This window comes from Pseudomonas sp. SHLD1 (genome assembly GCF_028640935.1).
Classification (GTDB): domain Bacteria; phylum Pseudomonadota; class Gammaproteobacteria; order Pseudomonadales; family Pseudomonadaceae; genus Chryseomonas; species Chryseomonas aestiva.
This window is the reverse complement of the sequence record NZ_JAQZAD010000018.1, coordinates 37407-60201: the sequence shown is the minus strand read 5'-3', so window position 1 is coordinate 60201 and position 22795 is coordinate 37407. Positions and strand designations below refer to the sequence as shown.

Below are 22795 nucleotides of genomic sequence, written 5' to 3'. Positions count from 1 at the left end.
CTGCCAAGGAGATCACCATGAGATCCAAGCGCCTCTACTCCCCCCTCGATCGCCTGCTGATCCAGGCCGATACCGCCTTGCGTACCCTGACGCCCTTCAGTGGCGCCCCCACGCGCAGCTCGCCGGCCATTCCCCTCAAGGATGCCGAACTGAGTGACGAGGAGCGCCGTCACGCGGCCGGCCTCATGCGCATCAACCACACCGGCGAGGTCTGCGCCCAGGCGCTGTACCAGGGTCAGGCGCTGACTGCCAAGTTGCCAGAAGTCCGGGAGGAAATGGAGCGTTCGGCGGACGAGGAGATCGATCACCTGGCCTGGTGCGAGCAGCGCATCCGTGCCCTGGGTGAGCGTCCCAGCCTGCTCAACCCGCTGTTCTATGGCCTGTCCTTCGGGATCGGCGCCGGTGCCGGGCTGATCAGCGATCGCCTGAGTCTGGGCTTCGTCGCCGCCACCGAGGATCAGGTCTGCCGCCATCTGGACGAGCACCTGGACACGCTGCCGGCAGCCGACGCCAAGTCCCGTGCGGTGCTGGAACAGATGCGTATCGACGAAGAACAGCACGCCGAGCACGCCCTGGCGGCCGGCGGCTGGCGCTTTCCCACGCCGGTCAAGTACGGCATGAGCCTGGTGTCCAAGGTGATGACCAAGACCACCTACCGCATCTGACCTGCGGTTGGCGCCCACGAAAAAGCCCTGCCTTGGCAGGGCTTTTTGCTGTCCGGCTGGCTAGATGTCGAAGAAGACGGTTTCCTGCGGGCCTTGCAGATGGATGTCGAAGCGATAGGCCAGGCGGCCATCGATCTCGCAACGGCGCGCCAGCAGGGTGGGGCGGCGCTCCGGTTCCGGCAGGTTGTAGACCGGGCAGCGGGCGTTGGCCTCGGCTTCATCGTCGAAGTAGAGGCGGGTCTGCAGGTGGATGTTGATGCCGCGGGCGAACAGGGTGACGTTGATGTGCGGCGCCATGGGCTGGCCGCGCTGGTCGGCGACCTGGCCGGGCTTGATGGTGTGCAGCGTCCAGTCACCGGCGTCAAAGGTGGTGGCGGTGCGACCGAAGCCGTTGAAGGCCTTTTCCACGTCGTAGACCGGGTCGTACCGACCTTCATGGTCGGCCTGCCAGAACTCCAGGAAGGAATCGCGCACCAGGTTGCCGTTGCCGTCGAACACCTGGCCGGTGAGCAGGATGTGCTCGCCGGGGGCACCGGGCTTGGCCAGCTCGTTCCAGATCTCGACCGCGCGGGTGGGGTTGCCGGCGGCGGCCAGGGCCAGACCGATATGCACGTAGGGGCCGGCGGTCTGGGAGGGGGTTTCCGGCAGCAGGTCGTGGCGGTTGGGGATCATGTCGGCGTCCTCAGTGATGTTCGAAGAACGTCTGCCGCGCGCCGCGGGTGACGATGTCGAAGCGATAGGCCAGGCAGTCCATGGGATTGGCCATGCTCATGTCCAGGCGGGCGATGAGGGTCTGCACCGCGTCGGGATCGGCGATGGACTTGACGATGGGGCACAGCGGGATCAGCGGATCCCCCTCGAAATAGAGCTGGGTGATCAGCCGGGTGGCGATGGCCGGGCCCATGACCGAGACGTGGATGTGCGCAGGGCGCCAGTCGTTGCTGCCGTTGCGCCAGGGATAGGGACCCGGGCGGACGGTGCGGAAGACGTAGTTGCCCTGGCTGTCGGTACGGGTGCGGCCGACGCCCCCGAAGTTGGGGTCGAGCGGCGCCAGGTAGACGTCGTTCTTGTGCCGGTAGCGACCCCCGGCGTTGGCCTGCCAGATCTCCACCAGGGAATTGGGCACCGGCTTGCCGAACTGGTCGCGCAAGGTGCCGAACAGGATGATGCGTTCGCCCTGGGGCAACTGGCCGGTGCCGAAGTTGAGCAGCAGGTCGTTGTCGTGGGGCCCCATGGGCAGCCGCGAGAAGTCCGGGCCGCTGCGTTCGGAAGCGGTCTGGTGCTGCAGACTGACCAGCGCCTGACGCGGTGAGCGGGGAATGGAGGATTTGTAGGTGGGCGTATAGGCCTGGGGATGCCAGGTGCGATCACGGGCGACGTAGCGAACGTCGTGGGGCTTGTTATGCATTGGAATGCTCCACGGAAGGATCGGGGCCAAGGGCTGGCTGATCCCAGTGTGGCCCAGGGCGGCGCCTGGCTGAATTGAAAGCTGCGCCCCTTTCCATAACCTATTGGTTAAGTGTCAGCTCGCCGGCCACCTCGCGCAGGACGTCGCAGAACCTCTGGGTGGCCAGCGACAGGGGCACGCTGCCATTGCGGCAGATGCCGACCGAGCCGCCGGCTTCGCGGACGCCCAGCTGCACCTCGATCAGCTCGCCGCTGGTCAGGTCGCGACGCACCGCATCCCGCGGGGCGATCCACAGGGCCTCGCTCTGGCGGACATACTGGCGGCTGAGGGTCGGCGACAGGGTTTCCAGGCGCTGGGGACTGAGCGGGATACCGCATTGCACGAAGAGACTCTCGGCGTGGCGGCGGATGGTGGTTCCGGGCAGCGGCAGCACCAGGGGATAGCGCGCCAGGGTCGCCAGGTCCGCCGGCAGCGCCTGGCTCAGCGGATGCCCCGGGCGCACCACCAGGGTCAGGGCCTCGGTATAGAGATGTTCGAAATCCAGGCCGTGGATGTCGGGGCTGTCGGTCATGCGGCCGACCACCAGATCCAGATCGCCGACACGCAGCTGACCCAGCAGGTAGGCGCTGGGGCCGGTGGCGACGTTGACGATCAATTGCCGGTGCCGCTCGTGCAGCCGCGCCAGGACCTCGGGCAGTACCTGGCTTTCCACCGTCGACAGCACCCCTACCCGTACCAGGCCACCGGCCTCGCCACCGCGCACCAGCTCCATCCCTTCGCGCAGGGCCTGGACGCAGGGACCGGCATGGCGCAGGAACAGCAGGCCGGCCTCGGTGAGGGTCACCTCGCCCTTGCCGCGCTCGAACAGGCGCACTTCGAGAATCTCCTCGAGTTCGCGGATGGTCTTGGAAATGGCCGGCTGGGATACAGCGATGGCATCGGCCGCCTTGGCGAAGCTGCGCTGCTGGGCGATCTCCAGAAAGCACAGCAGATGCCGGAATTTGATGCGGTTGTCGAGATTCATGACGCTCTACAGACGAGACCCAGGCGCAGAGACTACCACCCGGCGGTCATGGAAAACCCTTGGAGTCAGCAGGGGCATCCTTTGCTACAGTGCCGCCTTGTCTTTCGGAATCTCTCCATGTCGATCCGTGCCCAGCAGAAGCTGCAAACGCGCCGGGCGCTGCTGGAATCGGCGCGCCTGCTGATGAACAGCGGCCGCGGCTTCGGCAGTCTCAGCCTGCGCGAGGTGAGTCGCCAGGCCGGTATCGTGCCGGCGGGCTTCTATCGCCATTTCAGCGACATGGAAACCTTCGGCCTGGCCCTGGTGGCCGAGGTGGGCGACACCTTTCGCGACGCCCTGCGCCAGGTGCGTCATCACGAATTGCAGCAGCGCGGCATGATCGAGGCCTCGGTGGAGATCTTTCTCGGCGCCGTGAGCGACAACCGCGATCAGTTCCTCTTTCTCGCCCGCGAGCAATACGGCGGCTCCCAGGCCGTGCGCCAGGCCATCGCCGAGTTGCGTCAGCGCATCACCCAGGACCTGGCCCGCGACCTGCTCGCCCTGGGTCGGCTGCCCCATCTGAGTCCGTCGCAGATCGATGTCCTGGCCGACCTGGTGGTGAAGACGGTGTTCGCCACCCTGCCGGAGCTGATCGATCCACCGCCGCTGACCACACCGCCGCCACTCTGGCCGGCGGCGAAGATGGTGCAGCAGCTCAAGCTGATCCTGATCGGTAGCAAGCACTGGCGGCGTGGCGAACGCACCAATGCCCCAAAGGAGGGCATCGCCATGCTAGCTGATGCAATGGCGCACCAAATAAGAGCAACCTGAACGCCAGGTCAACTTATAGTGCCCCAGAACCAGGCGACTTGCGCGCTTTGGCAGGCCCCTTGCTGTAGAGCTGGGCAAAACTGCCAAGAGTCCTGCCATGCTGGTCGTCCAAAGCCGCTGCGCGCCCCGGGAAACCTGGGACGCCGAACTCCACCTCACCTACGACGCCCGCAGCAAGAGTCGCCTGAGAGCCACCACCAGCACTGGCGAAGACGTCGGCCTGTTTCTCGAACGCGGACAACCGCCGCTGGCCGATGGCGACTGCCTGGAAGCCCGCGATGGCCGCATCGTGCGGGTCGTCGCCCGACCGGAAAAACTGCTGCATGTGACCTGCGCCAGCGCCTTCGAACTGACCCGCGCCGCCTACCACCTGGGCAATCGCCACGTCGCCCTGCAGATCGGCGACGGCTGGCTGCGACTGCTGGACGACTATGTGCTCAAGGCCATGCTGGAGCAGCTCGGCGCCCGGGTCAGCGAGATAGAGGCCGGCTTCCAGCCCGAGCACGGCGCCTACGGCGGCGGTCACCATCACTCGCGCCATGGCGAGGAAGGCTTCAACTACGCGCCCAAGCTGCACCACTTCGGCGTGCGCACGTGAATTCGCCTTTCGCCCTGCTGCGCCTGGCCAGTCCCCAGCTGCCGATTGGCGGCTACAGCTATTCCCAGGGGCTGGAACTGGCCATCGACAGCGGCCTGATCCGCAGCGCTGTGGAGGCCGAGACCTGGCTGCGCGACAATCTCGAACTCAATCTGGCGCGCTTCGAGGCGCCGCTGCTGCTGGCCCATTGCGAAGCCGCCGCGGCCGGCGACTGGACGCGCCTGGGCGCACTGGCCGAGCGTCACCGTGCCAGTCGCGAGACCACGGAATTCCAGCTGGAAAGTCGCCAGACCGGTTATTCCCTGGCGCAACTGCTGCTCGGTCTGCCGGAGCTGGATGATGCCAGCCGCCGCCTGCTCGCCGAGCTGGCCCCGACCTTCGCCCTGGGCTGGGCGCTGGCCGCCCGGACCTGGGCCATCGCCCCCCGGGCCGCCCTGGACGCCTGGCTATGGGCCTGGCTGGAGAACCAGCTGGCGGTGCTGATGAAAACCCTGCCGCTGGGCCAGCAAGCCGCCCAGCGCCTCACCTCCCTTCTGCTGCCGACCCTGACCGCCGTGGCCGAGCAGGCCGCGGTCCTGCCCGAAGCGACCTGGGGCGGCGCCCCCTTCGGCCTGGCCCTCAGCAGCATGGCCCACGAGCGGCAGTACAGCCGCCTGTTCCGTTCCTAGGAGATCTCCTGATGACTACCCAACCCCTGCGCATCGGTATCGGCGGACCGGTCGGCTCCGGCAAGACCGCCCTCACCCTGGCCCTCTGCCGCGCCCTGCGCGAGCGCTACAACCTGGCGGTGGTGACCAACGACATCTACACCCGCGAGGACGCCGATTTCCTGGTGCGCAACGAGGCCCTGGCGCCCGAGCGCATCCTGGGCGTGGAAACCGGCGGCTGTCCGCACACCGCCATCCGCGAAGACGCCTCCATCAACCTGGAAGCGGTGGACCAGCTCAACCGCCGTTTTCCCGGGCTGGATCTGATCCTGGTGGAATCCGGCGGCGACAACCTGTCCGCCACCTTCAGCCCGGAGCTGTCCGACCTGACCCTCTACGTCATCGACGTCTCGGCCGGCGACAAGCTGCCGCGCAAGGGCGGCCCCGGCATCTGCAAGTCGGATCTGCTGGTGATCAACAAGATCGACCTGGCCGAGCAGGTCGGTGCCTCCCTGGAGGTGATGGATCGCGATACCCGCAAGATGCGCGGCGACAAGCCCTTCGTCTTCAGCAACCAGAAGACCGGCCTGGGCCTGGAAGAGATCATCGCCTTCATCGAGAAGCAGGGTCTGCTGACCGCCGCCTAGGAACCTGCTCACGACCTCGCGAGCTAGAGACAAACAAGGCGAAACGGCCTGAGGAAGTGGAATTTACAAGTGGTAAATGAGCATTCCGAAGGACTTTTCAACGCCGTTTGGCCGACGCGCAGCAGGTCGTGAGCAGGTTCTGAGTCCAGGATTTCATCACTCAAGGAGCCCCCCATGAAACACGCCAAGATCCTCGCCACCGCCGCCCTGCTGCTCGCCCCGGCCCTGGCTTTCGCCCATCCGGGTCATGCCGAGAATGGCCTGGCCGCTGGGGTGCTGCACCCCCTGACCGGTCTCGACCACCTGCTGGCCATGCTCGCCGTGGGCCTCTGGGCCGCCCAGCAGCAGGGCAAGGCGCGCCTGGCGCTGCCCTGCACCTTTGTCGGCACCATGCTGATCGGCGGCCTGCTGGGCTTCACCGGGCTGGAGCTGCCCTTGCTGGAGACCGGCATCGCCGCCTCGGTGCTGGCGCTGGGCCTGCTGGTGGCCCTGGCCGCCCGTCCGCCGGTGGCCGCCGCCGTCAGCCTGACCGCCGCCTTCGCGCTGTTCCACGGCGTGGCCCACGGTCTGGAATTGCCGGAGATGGGCAATCCCTGGGCCTATGCCCTGGGCTTCGTCGCCGCCACCGCCACCCTGCATGGCCTGGGCTATGCCGTGGTGCGCTACCTGCCCCAGGCGGCCACGCCGCTGGTGCGACTCGCCGGCGTCGCCACCGCGGTGGCCGGGGGCTGGCTGCTCGCCGCCTGATCCGTCAGGCGATCCCCAGCTGCTGGCGCAATCGCGCCAGCACGCCCTCTTCCGCCACCGCCGGCAACTGCGCGGTATAGCCGCCAAAGCCGGCGAAGCGTGTGGCGAAATCCACCTCGAGCACGAATCTGTTGTCGAACTGCGGCGAGGCCAGGGGTGCCAGCACCTCGGCTGAATAGGTGTCGCGCGGATCGCTGCCCAGCCGCACGGGCAGGTCGCCGCTCTGCTGCCGATAGGCGACCCAGGGCGAATAGGTGAAGGCTTCCAGCCGGCCCCGCGCCAGGTCCAGTTCCAGCAGGCGCAGCAGGCCGTTGCCGCCGGCGTATTCGGTCTGGTAGTTGATCAGCAGCAGATCCACCGGATGGCCGAGGTCGTTGGTCAGCCGCAGGTGGCCGCTGCCGTGGTTGTGGCCGTTGAGGGTCAGGAAGATCTGGTCGTTGCGGCGGATCAGCCTATTCCATAGCCGCACCCCGGTGTCGTTGCGCCGGGTGGAGAGCACGGCCTGGCCGTTCACCAGGTCGACGATGTTGTGCGAGGCCAGGATGGTCGGCAGGTGCGGATAGCGATCCAGCATCCCCTGGGCCCAGTCCAGACTCTGGTCCGAGGGGCACCAGTCCAGGGTCAGTAGCAGGAAGCCCTGTCCCAGGGCAGAGAAACGATGGGCCTCGTTGAGGCCGGTGACATCGCGTTCGATGAAGGTGGCCTGGCGCGCCGCTCGCTCGCGGCCGAAGTACTGGGTGAAGAGTTCGCGACCGTCGCGCAGGCGATCCTCGGTGTAGAGCTCGACGACGTCATGGTCGCCGGTCATGACGCTGTAGGGCACGCCAGCCTGCTCCAGGCGTGCCATGGCATGACTGGCCAGGGCCCATTCGCCACGCTGCTCGGCGTTTTCCACCAGATCGCCCAGGTGCACCACAAAGGGCAGGTTCAGCGCCGCGGCGTTGTGCGCCAGCCAATGGGTCTGGGCATGAAAGGCCAGCGCCGGCGAATAGCCCAGGTGACCATAGCGCTCCACCCGCCGGCCATTGGGCAGCATCTCGTGGTTGTTCTCGCTGTAGTACTGGGTATCGGGCAGCACGCCGAGCAGGAAGCTGCTGCGCGACGGCAGCGGCGCCAGCGGCGCCAGCGGCGCGAAGGCATGCCGTTCGAACCAGAGTGCGCGGTGTTCCGGCAGGCCGTAGCGCTGGGTTGGCTTGCAGGCGGCCAGCAGCGGCAGACCGGCCAGCGCCAGGCACAGCCGGCGACGTTTGAAATCGGGCGAATCGGTCATCACAGCGGCCTCAGGGCAGGTAGTAGGCCTGCCAGCGGTTGTCGTTGAAGCGGCCTTCCAGCACCGGTCGGCGACCGGCCAGCGGGGTGCCGGCCAGGGCCGGCTGGCTGTCGGCGTCGAGCAGCACATAGGCGGGTCGGGTGACCTGGGCGAGCTGCCCTGCCTGGCCGATATCGATGAAGGTCGGCAGGGGCACGTCGTAGTCGAGGTTCATCAGGTAGCGAAAGGCCTTGGTGTCCTGGCCCAGGCCAAGGAACACCAGTTGCCCGGGCTCCCCCTGGCGCAGGCTTTCCAGGCGGGTGACGAAGGCCCGGGTGTCGTAGCGCAGCGCCTGCATCGGATCCAGCGCCAGCACCACCAGCAGCCATTGCGCCAGGGCTGCCGCGGCCAGGGGCATGCCCAGGCGGAAGGTCCCATGCTCGCGCCAGGCGGCCACCAGGGCGAACAGCGTCAGGATGGCGAAGGCGCCCAGCAGGAAGCGCAGGTCCAGCTCGGGCCACCAGCCCGCGGCCTGCAGCTTGGGCTGCTGCAGCTTGACCAGCACCCCGAGCACCAGCGGGAAGATCACCAGCAGCGGCAGAAACAGCCGCCGTACCCAGGCCAGGGCACCCTGCCCCTGCAGCAGCACCCAGCCGCCGAGGGCGGCGCAGGCGGGCATGGCCGGCAGGATGTAATAGGGTTTCTTGAAGGTGGGTATCGACAGGGCCACCACGATCAGCAGGGCGAAGCCGGCCAGCTGGAGCAGCAGGCGGCTGTCCGCCTGGGCGTGGCGCAGCCGCCAGTGGTGCCTCAGCGTCGGCAGGGCCAGCAGCGCCAGGGGAAAGGCCGGCGCATAGCGATAGAGACCCAGTTGCAGGAAGTACCACCAGGGATAGCCGGCGCCGTCGGTGTCGTCCAGCCGCCCGGAGACCTGCATGCGCAGCACGTCTTCGACAAAGACCGGGCCGCCGGTACGCCAGGCCAGGCCGAACAGCAGGGCGCAGCACAGCGCCAGCACCACGGCGCCCACCAGTCCGTAGCCGAAGCTGCGCCGCCAGTCGCCCTGCAGCAGCCAGTAGACGCAGACCACGCCACAGGGCTCGATCAGCCCCAGCGGCCCGCGCACGGCGAAGCCGGCGGCCAGGCACAGGAACACCAGCGCGCGGCGCCGGGGCAGGCCACGCTGGTCGGCGCTCCACAGCAGATAGAAACAGCCCAGCGCCGCCAGGGTGACGAACTGATCGAGGCAGATGGAGCGGGCCTTGGCGAGGAAGCCATTGGTGAGCAGCAGCACCAGTACCGCCAGCAGGCCCCAGGCGCGGGACCGCTCGGCCAGCAGGCGATAGAGCAGACCGACGATGGCCGCGGAGGCCAGCGCGGTGGGAATCACCGTGGCCAGGCGATTGACCTCGCCGAACAGTTGGGCGAAGACGTCTATCAGCAGCGTCGAGGTGGCAGGATAGTCCGGATAGGGCTGTCCGTAGCTGGTCGGGAAGGCACTGGGCCCGTGGCGAAACATCTCCTGGGCGAACAGCGCGAAGCGGCCGTCGAAGCCGATGAAGGGCTGCTCCCACAGCCCCAGGGTGAACAGGGGCACCGCCAGCAGACACAGCGCCAGGCTTTCGAGGCGCAGGCGCGCCAGACTCGGGATGGACGACACGCGGCAGGACTCCGGCAGGCGGGGAAGGACGGGCTCGCGACCCGGCGCCACTATCGCCGAACAACCTTAGGGATCGCTGAAACCAGGCTGACGGCAGGCTGACAGGAACCCCAGGACAGAGCGGTTCGGCGGCGAGGCGGTCGCGACTATGCCGCCGAACTGAATATTTTTCATGACAGCTGCATCCAGAACGCCGGCTGCCGGGTATAGCCCCTACAGTCCAGCCGACTGTGCCCCTTCTCAATCCGGAGCAAGCGCATGAACAACACCTCTAGCCGTTGCAGCATCCTGGCCCTGACCGCCCTGCTGAGCACCCCGCTGCTGGCCCAGGGCGAGTTGCCCGAGGCCGTCCGCGTCCCCGCCGGCAACAGCCTGATGCTGGAAACCGTGGGCAAGGGCATCATCGTCTACGAGTGCCGCGACAAGAAGGACATGCCTGGCCAGACCGAGTGGTTCTTTGTCGGCCCCAAGGCCGACTTGCATGATCGCCAGGGCAAGCCGGTGGGACGCTACTACGGTCCGCCGGCCACCTGGGAAGCCGCCGATGGCTCCAAGGTGGTCGGCAAGCAACTGGCCGTCGCTCCCGCCGGCGCCGGCAACCTGCCCTATCAGCTGGTGGAAGCCGCGCCATCCGAGGGCAAGGGCGCCTTCCAGGGCACCACCTACATCCAGCGCACCGCGCTCAAGGGTGGCGTCGCGCCGACCAAGGCCTGCACCTCGGCCAACAAGGGCGAACAGCAGACCGTGAACTACCAGGCCGACTATCTGTTCTGGAAGAAGGGCTGAGTACCTGCTCATGATCTGCTGCGCGTCGGCCAAACGGCGTTGAAAAGGCCCTGGGTCGCCAGCCCGGTCGGAATGCTCATTTACCACCTGTAAACTCGCCCGCGAGTCCGATCCGCTTCCTCAGGCCTTTTCGCGGGGCCGCCCAGGCCTTGTTTGGCTCTAGCTCGCGAGATCATCAGCAGGTTCTAAGGTCCGGGGGACAGCCAGGAGCGGATCGGCTAGGCTCGGCTGATCCGGTCGCCACCCTGGCGTCCCCAGCCTGGCGCGCCCTCGTGACCGACCGCTCCCCTGATCCAGCCGCCCTGCTCGCCGCCTGTGCCCGGGGCGAGCGCGCCGCCCTGCAGCGCCTCTACCAGAGCGAGGCGCCGCTGTTGCTGGGCATCGTCCTGCGCCTGGTGCGCGATCGCGGGCTGGCCGAGGACATCCTCCACGATGCCTTTCTGCGCATCTGGCGCGGCGCCGCCGGGTTCGCCCCGGAGCGCGGTTCGGCGCGTGGCTGGATGTGCAGCGTGGCACGCAACCTCGCGCTCAACGCCTTGCGCGATCGCCAGCGCCTGGTGCCCCTGGCGGACGGCTGGGAACCCCTGGCCGAGCCTGCCGATCCGGCGCGAGAGGCCAGCGGCCGCCGCCTGGAGAGCTGCCTGCAGAACCTGGAAGCGCCACGGCGGGAGGCCATCCTGGCCGCCTACCTGGACGGCTGCTCCCATGGCGAGATCGCCCAGCGCCTGCAGGCGCCGCTGGGCACGGTGAAGAGCTGGATCACGCGGGGCCTCAAGGCGCTCAGGGAGTGCATGACATGAACAGCGAGACCACCCTGCCCCCGGACGAAGAACGCGAACGCCTGGCCGGCGAATACGTGCTGGGCACCCTGGACGCCGAGGAGCGTCGTCGGGTGGCAGGTGCGCTGGCGACGGACGCCCTGCTGGCCGCCGCCGTGGCGCGCTGGGAGGTGCGTCTGCAGCCGCTGGCCGAGCGGGTGCCACCCGTCGAGCCCGGCGCGAATCTGTGGCCTCGCATCGAGCGCAGTCTGGGAGAGGCCGACACGCGGGTCATCAGCCGGCGCGAGTCGCTGTGGCAACGGTTGGCGCTCTGGCAGGCCCTGAGTGCGGCCGGACTGGCCGCCAGTCTGGTGCTCGCGATGCTACTACTGCTGCGCCCGGTACCCACGCCAAGCTACCTGGTGGTGCTGGCGACGCCCAGCGATCGGACACCCGGCTGGGTGATCCAGACCGCCAGCGCCCATGACCTGCAGCTGATTCCGCTGGGGCGCGATGCCGTGCCGAGCGGCAAGACCCTGCAATTCTGGACCAAGGCCGATGCCTGGCAGGGCCCGGTATCTCTGGGTCTGGTCCAGCCCGGACGTACCCTGCAGGTGCCGCTGGACCGGCTGCCGCCGCTGGAAGCCAACCAGCTGTTCGAACTCACCCTGGAAGACCAGGGTGGCTCGCCCACCGGTCGACCCAGCGGGCCGATCCAGTTCATCGGCCGGGCGGTGAAGGTGCTCTAGGCGAACGTCTCAGCTCTTGCGGTGGATGTTGAAATTGCTGAACGCCTGGCAGGTCGCCATCAGCTGGATGCGATTGATGTTGACGTGCTTGGGCTGGTTCAGCGTCCAGTGGATGGATTCGGCGATGTCGTCCGGGGTCAGGGGCTCGGTGCCGGCATAGACGGCATCGGCTTTGGTCTTGTCGCCGCCGAAGCGCACCACCGAGAACTCGCTCTCGGAAAGACCCGGCTCGATGTTGGTCACCCGCACACCGGTGCCCAGCAGGTCGGATCTCAGGCTCAGGCTGAATTGCTTGAGGAAGGCCTTGGTGGCGCCATAGACGTGGCTGCCCGGATAGGGATAGTCGCCCGCCACCGAGCCCAGGTTGACGATGCCGGCACCGGCGCCATGGGCGATCAGCCGCGGCAACAGTAGACGGGTGCAATAGAGCATACCCTTGATGTTGGTATCGACCATGGTGTCCCAGTCGTCCAGGTCGCAGCTCTGCGCCGGCGTGTTGCCCAGCGCCAGACCGGCATTGTTGACCAGGGCGCGCAACTGGTTGAATTCCTCCGGCAGGCCGGCGACCGCGGCTTCCACGGCCGCGCGATCCTGGACGTCCAGCACCAGCGGCAGCACCTTGGCCTGCCCGGACAATTCCTCGGCCAGGGCGTGCAGGCGATCCTCGCGGCGGCCGGTGATGACGATCGACCAGCCGTCCTTGGCGAAGCGGCGAGCGGTGGCGGCGCCGAAACCGGAGGTGGCGCCGGTGATGAAGATCGAAGACATGAAAGATTCCTTCTGCGAGGGAGTTGGGCCGAGGCCCACGATAGCTCAGGGTCATTGGTCAGGCGAATACTCAGATCGCCGGGAATCCAGCGGATCAGTTATAACGCCTTGGTATTGCAAGGTTTTCCGCATACTGGCGAATTTTTGAACAGTTTCCGCCAGGCCAGGCGCCCTGGGCCTCACGTCCGGCTATGCCAAGCTTATCCACAGGACGATCCACGGAATTCCTGTACAGAACCCGGACCGGGCTTCAGGTGGATAAGTCTGCCGCTGTGAGCCAGGCGGGCGGCTCGGCCGGCGCCAGGCCGGTGCAGGCCGCCTCGACACAGGCGGCGAGGCCGGCAAAGCGCAACTCGCGACCGGTGAGGCCCGGGCCGTAGTGGGCGAACTTGCCGGAATTGGTCAGCAGGGTGCGGGCCGCGGGTGGCACCAGGGGCTCGCCGAGCATGCACCAGCAGGTGTCCCCTACCAGCTGGGCGCCGAAGGCTTCCAGCTCGGCCAGGCTACCGGCTCGTTCGGCCGCTGCGCGTACGTCTCGCCCCAGGGTGATCACCAGGGCCACCTCGGGATGCCGCTGCCGGCCGCGACAGAGCTCGGCCAGGCGCTGGCATTCCTCGGCGGAAAAATGTGGATTGCCCAGGGCTACCAGTTGCACCTCGCGCGCAGTGGCGCTGTCCAGTTCCGCCCAGGCCTGGTGCAGGTCGGCCAGGTCCAGGTCCTCGACCTCCAGCTCGGGCGGCGCGACCGCAGCCAGGATCGGCGCCTCGGGGGTCACCCCGACCAGATGGAACAGCGGTGCCGCCGAGGTGGTGGCGAAGGCGGCACCAAAGGCCTTGAGATCGTCGCGGCTGGGCCGACTGTTTTCCAGCCCCAGCACTGCCGGAATCCGCATGGGCGAACGCAGGCCGATCCAGTAGCCGAGCAGCGGATAGAAGGCGTCGTCATGACCCTCGGGTACGCTGACCCGGAAGACCTTGCCCGCGCGGCGACCGCTGTCCAGATGACAGCCGGCCAGGGGTGCCCGACCGGTCAGGGCGGTGCAGATGTCGAGGAAGTCGGCGTACTTCTGGGTGCGCGCCCCCAGCACGCTGTTGGCGAAGACCACGGCATTGGACTCGGCCCAAACCACCTGTTCGCCCAGGGTCGGGGCGCTGTCCAGCAGATAGGGGGCGCAGGTGAAGGTAGGGCGACAGCCCAGGGCCACATAGGCCTCGGCCAGGGCACTGGCCGGTTCGCCCAACGCTGGCGCCACGCCCTGCGCGCGCCAGCGGCGCTGATCCACCGACACCGCATTGAGGCTGGTGGGCACCCGCACCCGACCGCCCCACTCCACCAGTCGCTGGGCGAAGGCCAGGCTGGCGGGACCGGTGTAGATGCAGCCGTCGATATGGGCCTGGGTGATGTCGAGCAATTCGCGAGCGCCCTGCAGCTGCGCCATGCGCACCAGGATCTTCATCGCCGCCTGCACGGCCTGGCCCTCGGCCCCCGCCAGCTTGGCCTGGTCGGTCGCGCTGAGCTGCACGTCGGCAGGGGGCTCGGTAGCGCTGCCGGGAAAGAGCGCTCCGGGCGCGCCGACCCAGCCATCGCTTACCGCGATCTCGTCCTGCCCGGCGAGGGCCGCGAAGGCCTCGGCGCCTAGGCTGATGACCGGCAGGGAGCGACCGAAGAGTTCTTCCGCGACGATGGCGCCCAGGCTGAGGATCTCGTCCGGCTCGGCCAGCAGCAAGGCCGTCGGCCCGCGGCCCGCCAGCAACAGCTCCAGCAGCACGGCGCTGCCGGTGCAGGAACCACGACCGCTGGGAATGGCCAGGATGCGTCCGGCCAGTTCCAGGCCGTGCAGGGGATGGTGGCGATCGATCACCCGGCCGCTGGCCGGATCGACGCCACCCCAGAAACTCAGGCCCAGGGGCGCCCAGGCCAGGCGTCCCCGGGCCTGGCCAGCGACCAGGCAGCGACCGCGGACCGCCGCCACCGCTAGTGGCCGCCCAGGTAGGCTTCGCGCACCTGGGGATTGGCCAGCAACTCCTGACCGCTGCCGGTCATGCGGATCTCGCCGGTGACCATCACATAGGCGCGGTCGGACAGGCGCAGGGCATGGTTGGCGTTCTGCTCCACCAGGAAGATGGTCATGCCGCTCTTCGCCAGTTCGCGCAGGATCTGGAAGATCTGCTTCACCACGATGGGCGCCAGGCCCAGGCTGGGTTCGTCGAGCAGCAGCAGCTTGGGTCGCGCCATCAGCGCCCGGGCGATGGCCAGCATCTGCTGCTCGCCGCCGGACATGGTCATGGCGCGCTGGTTGCGACGCTCCTTGAGCCGCGGAAAGAGGTCGAACATGCGCTGCATGTCCTCGTCCACCCAGCGGGTGCCGATGGGGATGGTACCCATCAGCAGATTCTCCTCGACCGTCATGTCGGGGAACACATGGCGCCCCTCCGGCGACTGGGCGATGCCGTTGGAGGCCACGTAGTGGGCGTTCTTGCGGGTGATGTCCTCGCCCCGGTAGAGGATCTGCCCGTTGCGCGCCTGGGGTTGGCTGAAGATGGACATCAGCAGGGTGGACTTGCCGGCGCCATTGGAGCCGATCAGGCTCACCGTCTCGCCCTCGTTGATGGACAGGGAGACGCTCTTCAAGGCCTGGATCGGCCCGTAGAAGACGTCGACGTTGCGGAATTCCAGGATCGGCGTGGTCATGCCACCTCCTCTTCTTCGGCGCCGAGGTAGGCGGCGATGACCTTGGGATCGTTGCGGATGTCGGCCGGCAGGCCACGGGCGATGACCTGGCCATGATCCAGCACCACGATGTGGTCGGAGATGTTCATCACCATGCCCATGTCGTGCTCGATCAGCACCACGGTGATGCGGTGCTGGTCGCGCAACAGGCGGATCATCCCGGCCAGGGCCTCGGTCTCGGCCGGGTTGAGGCCGGCGGCGGGTTCGTCCAGGCAGACGATCTCCGGACGAGTGCACATGGCGCGGGCGATTTCCAGGCGGCGCTGCTGGCCGTAGGAGAGTTCGCCGGCCAGGCGATTGGCGTGATCCACCAGGTCCACCACTTCCAGCCAGTAGAAGGCCGTATCCAGCGCCCTTTCCTCGGCGCGGCGATAGCCGGGGGTGTTGAGGATGCCGGTGATGAGGTTGCGGTTGCACTGCATGTGCTGCGCCACCAGCAGGTTCTCCACCACCGACATCTCCTTGAACAGGCGGATGTTCTGGAAGGTGCGGGCGAGACCGGCGCGGTTCACCAGGTGGGTGCCGCCGAACATCTTGTACCAGAGCCGACTGCCGAACTGCACCGGATTGACGAAGTCGGCCGCCTGGAAGCGCTCGCCCATGATCTTGCCGACGCGGGTCGAGCGACCGTCGGCGGTGTCCAGGCGGATCTCGCCATCGGTGGCCTTGTAGAAGCCGGTCAGGCAGTTGAACACCGTGGTCTTGCCGGCCCCGTTGGGGCCGATCAGTGCGGTGATGGACTGGCGCTGGATCTCGAAGCTCACGTCCGAGAGGGCCTTGATGCCGCCGAATCTCATGCCCAGATTCTTTACGGTCAGAATGTTGTCGCTCACGGCGCCACTCCCTTGCGAATCGCGAAGCCACTGCGGGCGATACGGATCAGGCCTCGCGGCCGCCACATCATCATCACCACCATGAGCACGCCGAACACCAGCATGCGGATGTCGCCGAATTCACGCAGCAGTTCGAACAGCAGGGTCATGACGAAGGCCGAGATCACCACCCCGACGGTGGAGCCCAGACCGCCCAGCACCACGATGGCCAGCACCAGCACCGACTCGAAGAAGTTGAACGAGGCCGGGTTGATGAAACCCTGGTAGGTGGCGAAGAACACCCCGGCCAGGCCGGCGGTGGAGGCACCGATCATGAAGGCCGAGAGCTTGACCAGCACGTGGTTGAGGCCCATGGCGCGACAGGCGATCTCGTCTTCGCGCAGGGCTTCCCAGGCGCGACCGACCGGCATGCGGGTCAGGCGGTGCTTGATGTAGAGCACCAGCAGCACCACCAGGAACAGCACGGTGTAGATGAAGATCATCGTCGCGTTGGGGTTATAGCTGATGCCCAGCAGTTCATGGATGGGCACCCCGCCCTCCTTCGCCCGGCGGCCGAATTCGATGCCGAAGAAGGTCGGCGAAGGCGCGGCGATGCCGTTGGGGCCCTTGGTCACTTCCAGCCAGTTGTTGAGCACCAGGCGGATGATCTCGCCGAAGCCGAGGGTGACGATGGCCAGGTAGTCCCCGTGCATGCGCAACACCGGGAACCCCAGTATCGCCCCCGCTACCGCGGCCAGTACCGCCGCGAGTGGCAGCATGGTCCAGAAGCCCAGCCCCAGGTACTGGTAACCCAGCGCCAGGCCATAGGCGCCGATGGCATAGAAACCGACGTAGCCGAGATCGAGCAGGCCGGCCAGGCCCACCACGATGTTCAGGCCCAGACCCAGCAGCACGTAGATCAGGCAGAGGATGATCACCGTCAGCCAGTACTTGGTGGCCAGGAAGGGAAAGGCGATGGCCACCAGGATGATGATGGGCAGGATGAATCTGAGGTTGGACTTGTGTCCCGGCGGCAGCACGTGGACACCGCCGTCGTTGCGCTTGAAGGACTCGATCCAGTCGCGGCCCCTGGCGGTCTGGCCGAACAGGCTGAGCAGGAAGCGGCCGGCCATGACCACCGCGACCATGATGCCGACGCGGCCGGGCTGGACGTTGTAGCCATAGCCGTCGAGCACGATGCCGACGATGGGGCCGAACAGGATCAGCGAGACCAGGCCGACCATGAGGGTGTCGCGCAGCACGACCTTGAGATCGAAGGAGGAAGACGTCTGACTCATGGATTCACACCTTCGTGACCTGGGGTTTGCCGAGCAGCCCCTGGGGCCTAAAGATCAGGATCGCCACCAGCAGCGAGAAGCTGAAGACGTCCTTGTAGTCCGAGTTCACCAGGCTGGCGAACTGGGCTTCGGAGATGCCGAGGATGATCCCGCCGAGCATGGCGCCGGGCAGCGAACCGATGCCGCCGAGTACCGCCGCGGTAAAGGCCTTGATGCCGATGATGAAGCCGGCATAGAAGTCGAAGGTGCCGTAGTTGAGGGTGATCAGCACCCCGGCCAGCGCCGCCATGGCCGCGCCGATGATGAAGACGTAGGAGATCACCCGGTCGGTGTTGATACCGAGGATCTGCGCCATCTTGCGGTCCTGCTGGGTGGCCCGGCACATGCGACCGAGGGTGGTCTTCTGGATCACGTAGGTGAGCAGGCCCATGCCGATGATGGAGGCCACGATGATGAAGATCTTGGTGTAGGTGATGATCACGAAGCCTTCGCCGATGTGCAGGCGCAGGGCGCCGTCGAGCAGCGTCGGTACGCCCTGCTGGCGCGCGCCCTGGGCGAGCTGCACGTAGTTCTGCAGGATCAGCGACATGCCGATGGCCGAGATCAGCGGGGCCAGGCGCGTGGAGTTGCGCAGCGGCTTGTAGGCGATGCGCTCGATGGCCCAGCCGTACACGGAGGTGACCACCACGGTGAAGATCAGGGTGCCGAGGATCAGCACCGGGAAGGAATGCAGGCCGAACACGCTCAGCAGGGCGATGCCGATGGCGGCGAGATAGGCCGACACCATGTACACGTCGCCGTGGGCGAAGTTGATCATGCCGATGATGCCATAGACCATGGTGTAGCCGATGGCGATGAGTCCGTAGACCGAGCCCAGGGTCAGGCCGTTGACCAGTTGTTGCAGGAAGATACCGTCCACGTTTGCAGTCTCGCGCTGGATGGATGACGAGGGCCGCCGGCCGCCGCCTCGTCCTGGGGCGGAGACGAGGCGACGGCTGGCGGATTCACGCGAGGATCAGGGCAGCTGGTGGTACTTGCCCTTGTCGTCCCATTCGTACATCACGTAGTCGGAGACCTTGAGGTCGCCCTTGCTGTCCCAGCTCTTCTCACCCAGTACGGTGTTGACGCTGTGGGACTTCAGCCACTCGGCGGCCTTGGCGCCGTCGGTGCCCTTGATGCCGTTGAAGGCAGCGGCCACGGCCTGCAGCGAGGCGTAGGAGTAGAGGGTGTAGCCCTCGGGCTCGTAGCCGGACTTGCGCAGGGTTTCCACCACGGTCTTGCCGGCGGGGTTCTGCAGCGGGTCGGCGCCGAAGGTCATCAGCACGCCCTTGGTGTACTGGGCGCCACCAGCGGTGGTGACCAGGTCGGCGGAGACGATGCCGTCGCCGGAGACGAACTTGGCGGTCACGCCCTGCTCGCGCATCTGACGAACCAGCGGACCGGCTTCGGGGTGCAGGCCGCCGAAGTAGACCACGTCGGCGCCGGAGGCACGGATCTTGGTGACCAGGGAGTTGAAGTCCTTCTCGCCGCGGGTCAGGCCCTCGTAGAGCACCTCTTTCACGCCGCGCTTGTTGAGCTGCGCCTTGGTGGCGTCGGCCAGGCCCTGACCGTAGGTGTCCTTGTCGTGGATGATGGCGACCTTCTTGGCCTTGAGGGTATCGACGATGTAGTCGCCGGCCACGATGCCCTGCTGGTCGTCACGTCCGCACATGCGGAACACGCCGGTCAGGCCACGCTCGGTGATCTTCGGGTTGGTGGACGCCGGGGTGATGGAGATGATGCCGGCCTCGTCGTAGATCTCCGAGGCAGGCATGGTGTTGGAGGAGCAGAAATGGCCGATCACGGCCTTGACCTTCTCCGAGTCCACCAGGCGGTTGGCCACGGCCACGGCCTGCTTGGGCTCGCAGGCGTCGTCACCCTGCACCAGCTTGATCTTCTCGCCATTGATGCCACCGGCGGCGTTGATGTCCGTCGCGGCCTGGGTAGCCCCCTTCCAGAACTGCTCGCCGTAGGCGGCACTGGCCCCGGTGTAGGGACCGGCGACACCGATCACAATGTCGGCATGCGCCAGGGTGGAGAGAGTGAACGCAGAACCGATAGCGAGAGCCAGAATGCCTTTTCTGTAAATCTTCGACATGGGAGGTGTGCTCCAGAGGGTGGTTGGCCTGTTCGCCGGAGCAAAGCCTGTGCCATCAGCCAGTTGTGTACCGGGCGCAAAGGCCATTTGCCGCCACCGCGACGAGCCAAAACCTCGGATTGCCGGCGGCGAGGGCCGCTGCCAGCGGACTCGACCCTCCTTTAGACCTTTGTCTTAACTGCCTCATTAGTCTGGATAATTCGCCGAAGCGGTAGCAGCGGAACAGGCAAAACGCAGCGGTTTGTTACCAGATAGCAACCCGGTTGCACCTGTTTCGCACCAAAACGTAACACCGCCCCCACACAGTGCCACCAAAGTAACCATGACCCTGCGGCCCCGGGCCCCTGGGGGATTCGCCGTTCTCGCGGCCTGCTGGCAGTTGCGGACAGCCATGAAAAAGCGGCCGACTTGCACAGGTCGAGATGCGCAAATCGGCCGCTTCGGCGCCTTGTCGCCCGGCCCGAGGGCCGGTGACAGCGGGTATGGCGGGGTCGCTAGAGCACCACGCGCAGGCACTGCCCGGCGTGATAGAGGGTGAAGCCGGCTTCGTACATCAGACTGCGCCACTGGCCGACCGGATTGGCATCCAGCGACGCCAGGGGCAGCGGCAGGTCATGGCGATCGCCGCTGCACAGATAGCGGGCAAAGGCCTGCCCCACCACCGTGCCCGTGGTCACCCCGCGACCGTTGTAACCGGACACCGCCAGCAAGCCCGGCGCCGGCTCGAACAGTCGCATCAGATGATCGGGCGTGAAGCCGATACGGCCCGTCCAGCTGCACTCCCACTCGACCTGTCCGAGCGCCGGGAAATAGTGCCGCTGAATGCGATCGGCCCAGGCGCGGATGAAGCCGGCCGGCCGCCCCGCCATGTTGCCGAGACTGCCCAACAGCAGACGGCCATCGGCATCGCGGCGGATGCTGCTGAGCACCGTCCGGGTATCCCAGGAGCCCCGGCCCTGCGGCAAGATGAAATCCGCTTCTGGACCGAGCGGCTGCGAGGCCACCTGGTAGTAGTAGCCCGGGAAGAACTGCGTCCGCAGCGTGGTCCACTCGCCTTCGGTATAGGCGTTGGAGGCGATCACCACCTGGTCGGCGGTGACTCGCCCCTGTGCGGTTTCCACCTGCCAGCGCTCACCGATCCGCTGCAGACGCTGTACCGCGCTCCGCTCGAACAGCTCGCCGCCTTCCTGACGCAGCGCCCTGGCCAGGCCCAGGGCATAACCCATGGGCACCAGGGTGCCGGCGCGATGATCGAGCAACGCGCCACTGATGTCGCGCGTGCCACAGGCGCTGTAACAGGCTTCCCCTTCCAGCAGCTCGACCCGAGCGCCACGCCGCTGCCATTGCTCGGCGCGCTGCCCCAGATCGGCCAGGCCCTTGGCGCTGTGCGCCATGTGCAGGGTACCGGCGCGGCGCGGCTGGCAATCGATGCCATAGCGCTCGATGAGACCGAACACCTGACTCGGCGCATCTCCCATTACCCCCAGCAGGCGCTCTCCGACCTCCGGCCCCAGGGTCGCCACGGCTTCGTCCGGCGGGATCCACATGCCGGCATTGACCAGCCCGACATTGCGTCCGGAGCCGCCATGGCCGACGCCATGGGCTTCCAGCACCACCACCCGCCGCCCGGCCTGTGCCAGGTGCAGACCGGTGGACAGGCCGGTATAGCCACCGCCGATAACGCAGACTTCGGTGTCACGCTCGCCCTGCAACGGCGCCCCCGGCACCGCCGGATACAGCCGCTCCCACAGGCACTCTTCACGCAACTGCATGCTCTGCGCTCCTGGCGGACCCACTCAGTCGAAGACGATGCCCTGGGCCAGCGGCAGTTCGCGGGAATAGTTGACGGTGTTGGTCTGGCGGCGCATGTAGGCCTTCCAGGCGTCGGATCCGGATTCGCGACCGCCACCGGTTTCCTTCTCGCCACCGAAGGCACCGCCGATCTCGGCACCGCTCGGTCCGATGTTGACGTTGGCGATGCCGCAGTCGCTGCCGGTCGCCGACATGAAGGCCTCGGCCTCGCGCACATCGGTGGTGAAGATGCAGGACGACAGGCCCTGGGGCACGGCGTTGTTCAGCGCCACCGCCTCGTCGAAGTCGTCATAGGCCAGCACATAGAGGATGGGTGCGAAGGTCTCGTGGCGTACCGCCTCGCTCTGCTCAGGCATCTCGACGATGGCCGGCGCCACGTAGTAGGCCTCGGGATACCGCTCAGCCAGCTGACGCTCGCCGCCGTAGACCACGCCGCCCTCGCCACGCGCCTGCTCCAGCGCACCCTGCATGGCCTGGAAGCTGGCCGCATCGATCAGCGGACCGATCAGATTGCCTTCCAGCGGATGGCCGATGCGGACTTTGGCATAGGCGGTCTTCAGCCGGGCGACGATCTCGTCCTTCACCGATCGGTGGGCGATGAGCCGGCGCAGGGTAGTGCAGCGCTGCCCGGCGGTGCCGACGGCGCTGAACAGGATGGCGCGTACCGCCATGTCCAGATCGGCGCTCGGCGCAAGGATCATGGCATTGTTGCCACCCAGTTCGAGGATGCTGCGGCCGAAGCGCGCCGCAACCCGCGGTCCTACCTCGCGACCCATGCGGGTGCTACCCGTGGCGCTCACCAGCGCCACCCGCGGATCGTCCACCAGGGCCTCACCGGCGGCGCGATCGCCGACGATGACCTGACTCAGATCGGCCGGGGCATCGCCGAAGCGCGCCAGGGCCTTCTCGAACAGCGCCTGGCAGGCCAGGGCGGTCAGCGGGGTCTTTTCCGAGGGCTTCCAGATCACCGGATTGCCGCAGACCAGGGCCAGGGCGGCGTTCCACGACCAGACCGCCACCGGGAAGTTGAAGGCACTGATGATGCCTACCACGCCCAGTGGCTGCCAGGATTCGCGCATGTGGTGACCGGGGCGCTCGGAGGCGATGGTCAGACCATAGAGCTGGCGCGACAGGCCAACCGCGAAGTCGCAGATGTCGATCATCTCCTGGACTTCACCCAGGCCTTCCTGGGTGATCTTGCCGGCTTCCCAGGACACCAGCTCGCCGAGATCGGCCTTGTGCGCGCGCAATTCTTCACCCAGCAGCCGCACCAGTTCGCCCCGGCGCGGCGCCGGCACCGCGCGCCAGGCCTGGAAGGCGCGCTCGGCACGGGAGATCTTCTGCTCCACCTCGGCGGCGCTTTCCAGGGCGACGCTGCCCAGTTGGCTGCCATCGATGGGGGAATGCACCCGGTGCTCGCCTTGGGTGTAGTGCTGGGCAGAAACGCCGAGGCGTTCCAACAGGGCCTTGCTCATGCTGAGGTCTCCGCG

General features: G+C 67.1%; 23 protein-coding genes. 9 read left to right on the top strand and 14 right to left on the bottom strand.

The features are described from left to right. Positions 1-17 precede the first annotated feature (17 nt). Complete coding sequence (coq7, locus tag PVZ77_RS14035; RefSeq protein WP_187980448.1) at positions 18-665, top strand: 2-polyprenyl-3-methyl-6-methoxy-1,4-benzoquinone monooxygenase; 648 nt, start codon at positions 18-20, stop codon at positions 663-665. A 60-nt stretch (positions 666-725) separates the two neighbouring features. Here the strand turns inward: coq7 and pcaG are convergent, their stop codons facing one another. The 3 genes from pcaG to pcaQ form a co-directional block, all read right to left on the bottom strand. Continuing rightward, positions 726-1337 carry a protocatechuate 3,4-dioxygenase subunit alpha gene (gene pcaG, locus PVZ77_RS14030; protein WP_273806671.1) on the bottom strand — a complete coding sequence of 204 codons (612 nt, stop codon included), beginning with the start codon at positions 1335-1337 and terminating at the stop codon, positions 726-728. A 10-nt stretch (positions 1338-1347) separates the two neighbouring features. After that, the gene (gene pcaH / locus PVZ77_RS14025) at positions 1348-2073 is read right to left on the bottom strand and encodes a protocatechuate 3,4-dioxygenase subunit beta (protein WP_273806672.1); all 726 of its coding nucleotides are present in this window, start codon (positions 2071-2073) and stop codon (positions 1348-1350) included. 100 nt (positions 2074-2173) lie between these two features. Next, the gene (gene pcaQ / locus PVZ77_RS14020; RefSeq protein WP_273806673.1) at positions 2174-3097 is read right to left on the bottom strand and encodes a pca operon transcription factor PcaQ; all 924 of its coding nucleotides are present in this window, start codon (positions 3095-3097) and stop codon (positions 2174-2176) included. Between the two features lie 117 nt (positions 3098-3214). On the opposite strand from pcaQ, the gene PVZ77_RS14015 reads away from it, so the two are divergent. From PVZ77_RS14015 to PVZ77_RS13995, 5 genes are all read left to right on the top strand, one after another. Continuing rightward, on the top strand, positions 3215-3907 hold the full coding sequence (locus tag PVZ77_RS14015; RefSeq protein ID WP_273806674.1) for a TetR family transcriptional regulator: 693 nt from the start codon (positions 3215-3217) through the stop codon (positions 3905-3907). A gap of 97 nt (positions 3908-4004) precedes the next feature. Continuing rightward, positions 4005-4505 (top strand): urease accessory protein UreE, encoded by a 501-nt coding sequence (ureE, locus tag PVZ77_RS14010; protein ID WP_273806675.1) that lies wholly within the window; start codon positions 4005-4007, stop codon positions 4503-4505. Next, positions 4502-5173 (top strand): urease accessory protein UreF, encoded by a 672-nt coding sequence (locus tag PVZ77_RS14005; protein ID WP_273806676.1) that lies wholly within the window; start codon positions 4502-4504, stop codon positions 5171-5173. The genes ureE and PVZ77_RS14005 overlap by 4 nt, the downstream gene beginning before the upstream one ends. 11 nt (positions 5174-5184) lie before the next feature. Next, the gene (ureG, locus tag PVZ77_RS14000) at positions 5185-5799 is read left to right on the top strand and encodes an urease accessory protein UreG (RefSeq protein WP_273806677.1); all 615 of its coding nucleotides are present in this window, start codon (positions 5185-5187) and stop codon (positions 5797-5799) included. Between the two features lie 174 nt (positions 5800-5973). After that, on the top strand, positions 5974-6546 hold the full coding sequence (locus tag PVZ77_RS13995) for a HupE/UreJ family protein (protein WP_273806678.1): 573 nt from the start codon (positions 5974-5976) through the stop codon (positions 6544-6546). Between the two features lie 4 nt (positions 6547-6550). Here PVZ77_RS13995 and PVZ77_RS13990 read toward each other — a convergent pair whose 3' ends face one another. Continuing rightward, positions 6551-7816 carry a metallophosphoesterase gene (locus PVZ77_RS13990; protein ID WP_273806679.1) on the bottom strand — a complete coding sequence of 422 codons (1266 nt, stop codon included), beginning with the start codon at positions 7814-7816 and terminating at the stop codon, positions 6551-6553. A gap of 10 nt (positions 7817-7826) precedes the next feature. Then, entirely contained in the window at positions 7827-9455 is a 1629-nt protein-coding gene (locus PVZ77_RS13985; RefSeq protein WP_273806680.1) for an ArnT family glycosyltransferase, read from the bottom strand. 258 nt (positions 9456-9713) lie between these two features. On the opposite strand from PVZ77_RS13985, the gene PVZ77_RS13980 reads away from it, so the two are divergent. From PVZ77_RS13980 to PVZ77_RS13970, 3 genes are all read left to right on the top strand, one after another. Then, a complete protein-coding gene (locus PVZ77_RS13980) occupies positions 9714-10241 on the top strand; it encodes a DUF3455 domain-containing protein (RefSeq protein ID WP_273806681.1) in 528 nt (175 codons plus the stop codon). A gap of 272 nt (positions 10242-10513) precedes the next feature. Next, positions 10514-11041: a sigma-70 family RNA polymerase sigma factor gene (locus PVZ77_RS13975; protein WP_273806682.1), complete on the top strand. Its 528-nt coding sequence runs from the start codon at positions 10514-10516 to the stop codon at positions 11039-11041. Continuing rightward, on the top strand, positions 11038-11748 hold the full coding sequence (locus PVZ77_RS13970) for an anti-sigma factor (protein WP_273806683.1): 711 nt from the start codon (positions 11038-11040) through the stop codon (positions 11746-11748). Before PVZ77_RS13975 ends, PVZ77_RS13970 begins: the two co-directional genes overlap by 4 nt. Before the next feature lie 9 nt (positions 11749-11757). Here PVZ77_RS13970 and PVZ77_RS13965 read toward each other — a convergent pair whose 3' ends face one another. The 9 genes from PVZ77_RS13965 to amaB form a co-directional block, all read right to left on the bottom strand. Next, positions 11758-12516, bottom strand: a complete 759-nt coding sequence (locus PVZ77_RS13965) for an SDR family oxidoreductase (RefSeq protein WP_273806684.1) — start codon at positions 12514-12516, stop codon at positions 11758-11760. A gap of 250 nt (positions 12517-12766) precedes the next feature. After that, entirely contained in the window at positions 12767-14488 is a 1722-nt protein-coding gene (gene lhpI / locus PVZ77_RS13960) for a cis-3-hydroxy-L-proline dehydratase (protein WP_273806685.1), read from the bottom strand. Positions 14489-14490: 2 nt separating this feature from the next. Then, positions 14491-15207, bottom strand: coding sequence for an ABC transporter ATP-binding protein (locus PVZ77_RS13955; protein ID WP_273806686.1), 717 nt, complete (start codon positions 15205-15207; stop codon positions 14491-14493). Then, positions 15204-16079 carry an ABC transporter ATP-binding protein gene (locus PVZ77_RS13950; RefSeq protein ID WP_273806687.1) on the bottom strand — a complete coding sequence of 292 codons (876 nt, stop codon included), beginning with the start codon at positions 16077-16079 and terminating at the stop codon, positions 15204-15206. Before PVZ77_RS13950 ends, PVZ77_RS13955 begins: the two co-directional genes overlap by 4 nt. Then, positions 16076-17356: a high-affinity branched-chain amino acid ABC transporter permease LivM gene (gene livM / locus PVZ77_RS13945; protein WP_273806688.1), complete on the bottom strand. Its 1281-nt coding sequence runs from the start codon at positions 17354-17356 to the stop codon at positions 16076-16078. Before livM ends, PVZ77_RS13950 begins: the two co-directional genes overlap by 4 nt. A gap of 4 nt (positions 17357-17360) precedes the next feature. Next, entirely contained in the window at positions 17361-18275 is a 915-nt protein-coding gene (locus PVZ77_RS13940; protein ID WP_017640614.1) for an ABC transporter permease subunit, read from the bottom strand. Between the two features lie 96 nt (positions 18276-18371). Then, positions 18372-19493 carry a branched-chain amino acid ABC transporter substrate-binding protein gene (locus PVZ77_RS13935; protein ID WP_273806689.1) on the bottom strand — a complete coding sequence of 374 codons (1122 nt, stop codon included), beginning with the start codon at positions 19491-19493 and terminating at the stop codon, positions 18372-18374. A 494-nt stretch (positions 19494-19987) separates the two neighbouring features. After that, the gene (gene amaA, locus PVZ77_RS13930) at positions 19988-21265 is read right to left on the bottom strand and encodes an L-pipecolate oxidase (RefSeq protein ID WP_273806690.1); all 1278 of its coding nucleotides are present in this window, start codon (positions 21263-21265) and stop codon (positions 19988-19990) included. Positions 21266-21289: 24 nt separating this feature from the next. Continuing rightward, positions 21290-22780, bottom strand: coding sequence for an L-piperidine-6-carboxylate dehydrogenase (amaB, locus tag PVZ77_RS13925; RefSeq protein ID WP_273806691.1), 1491 nt, complete (start codon positions 22778-22780; stop codon positions 21290-21292). Positions 22781-22795: the final 15 nt, after the last annotated feature.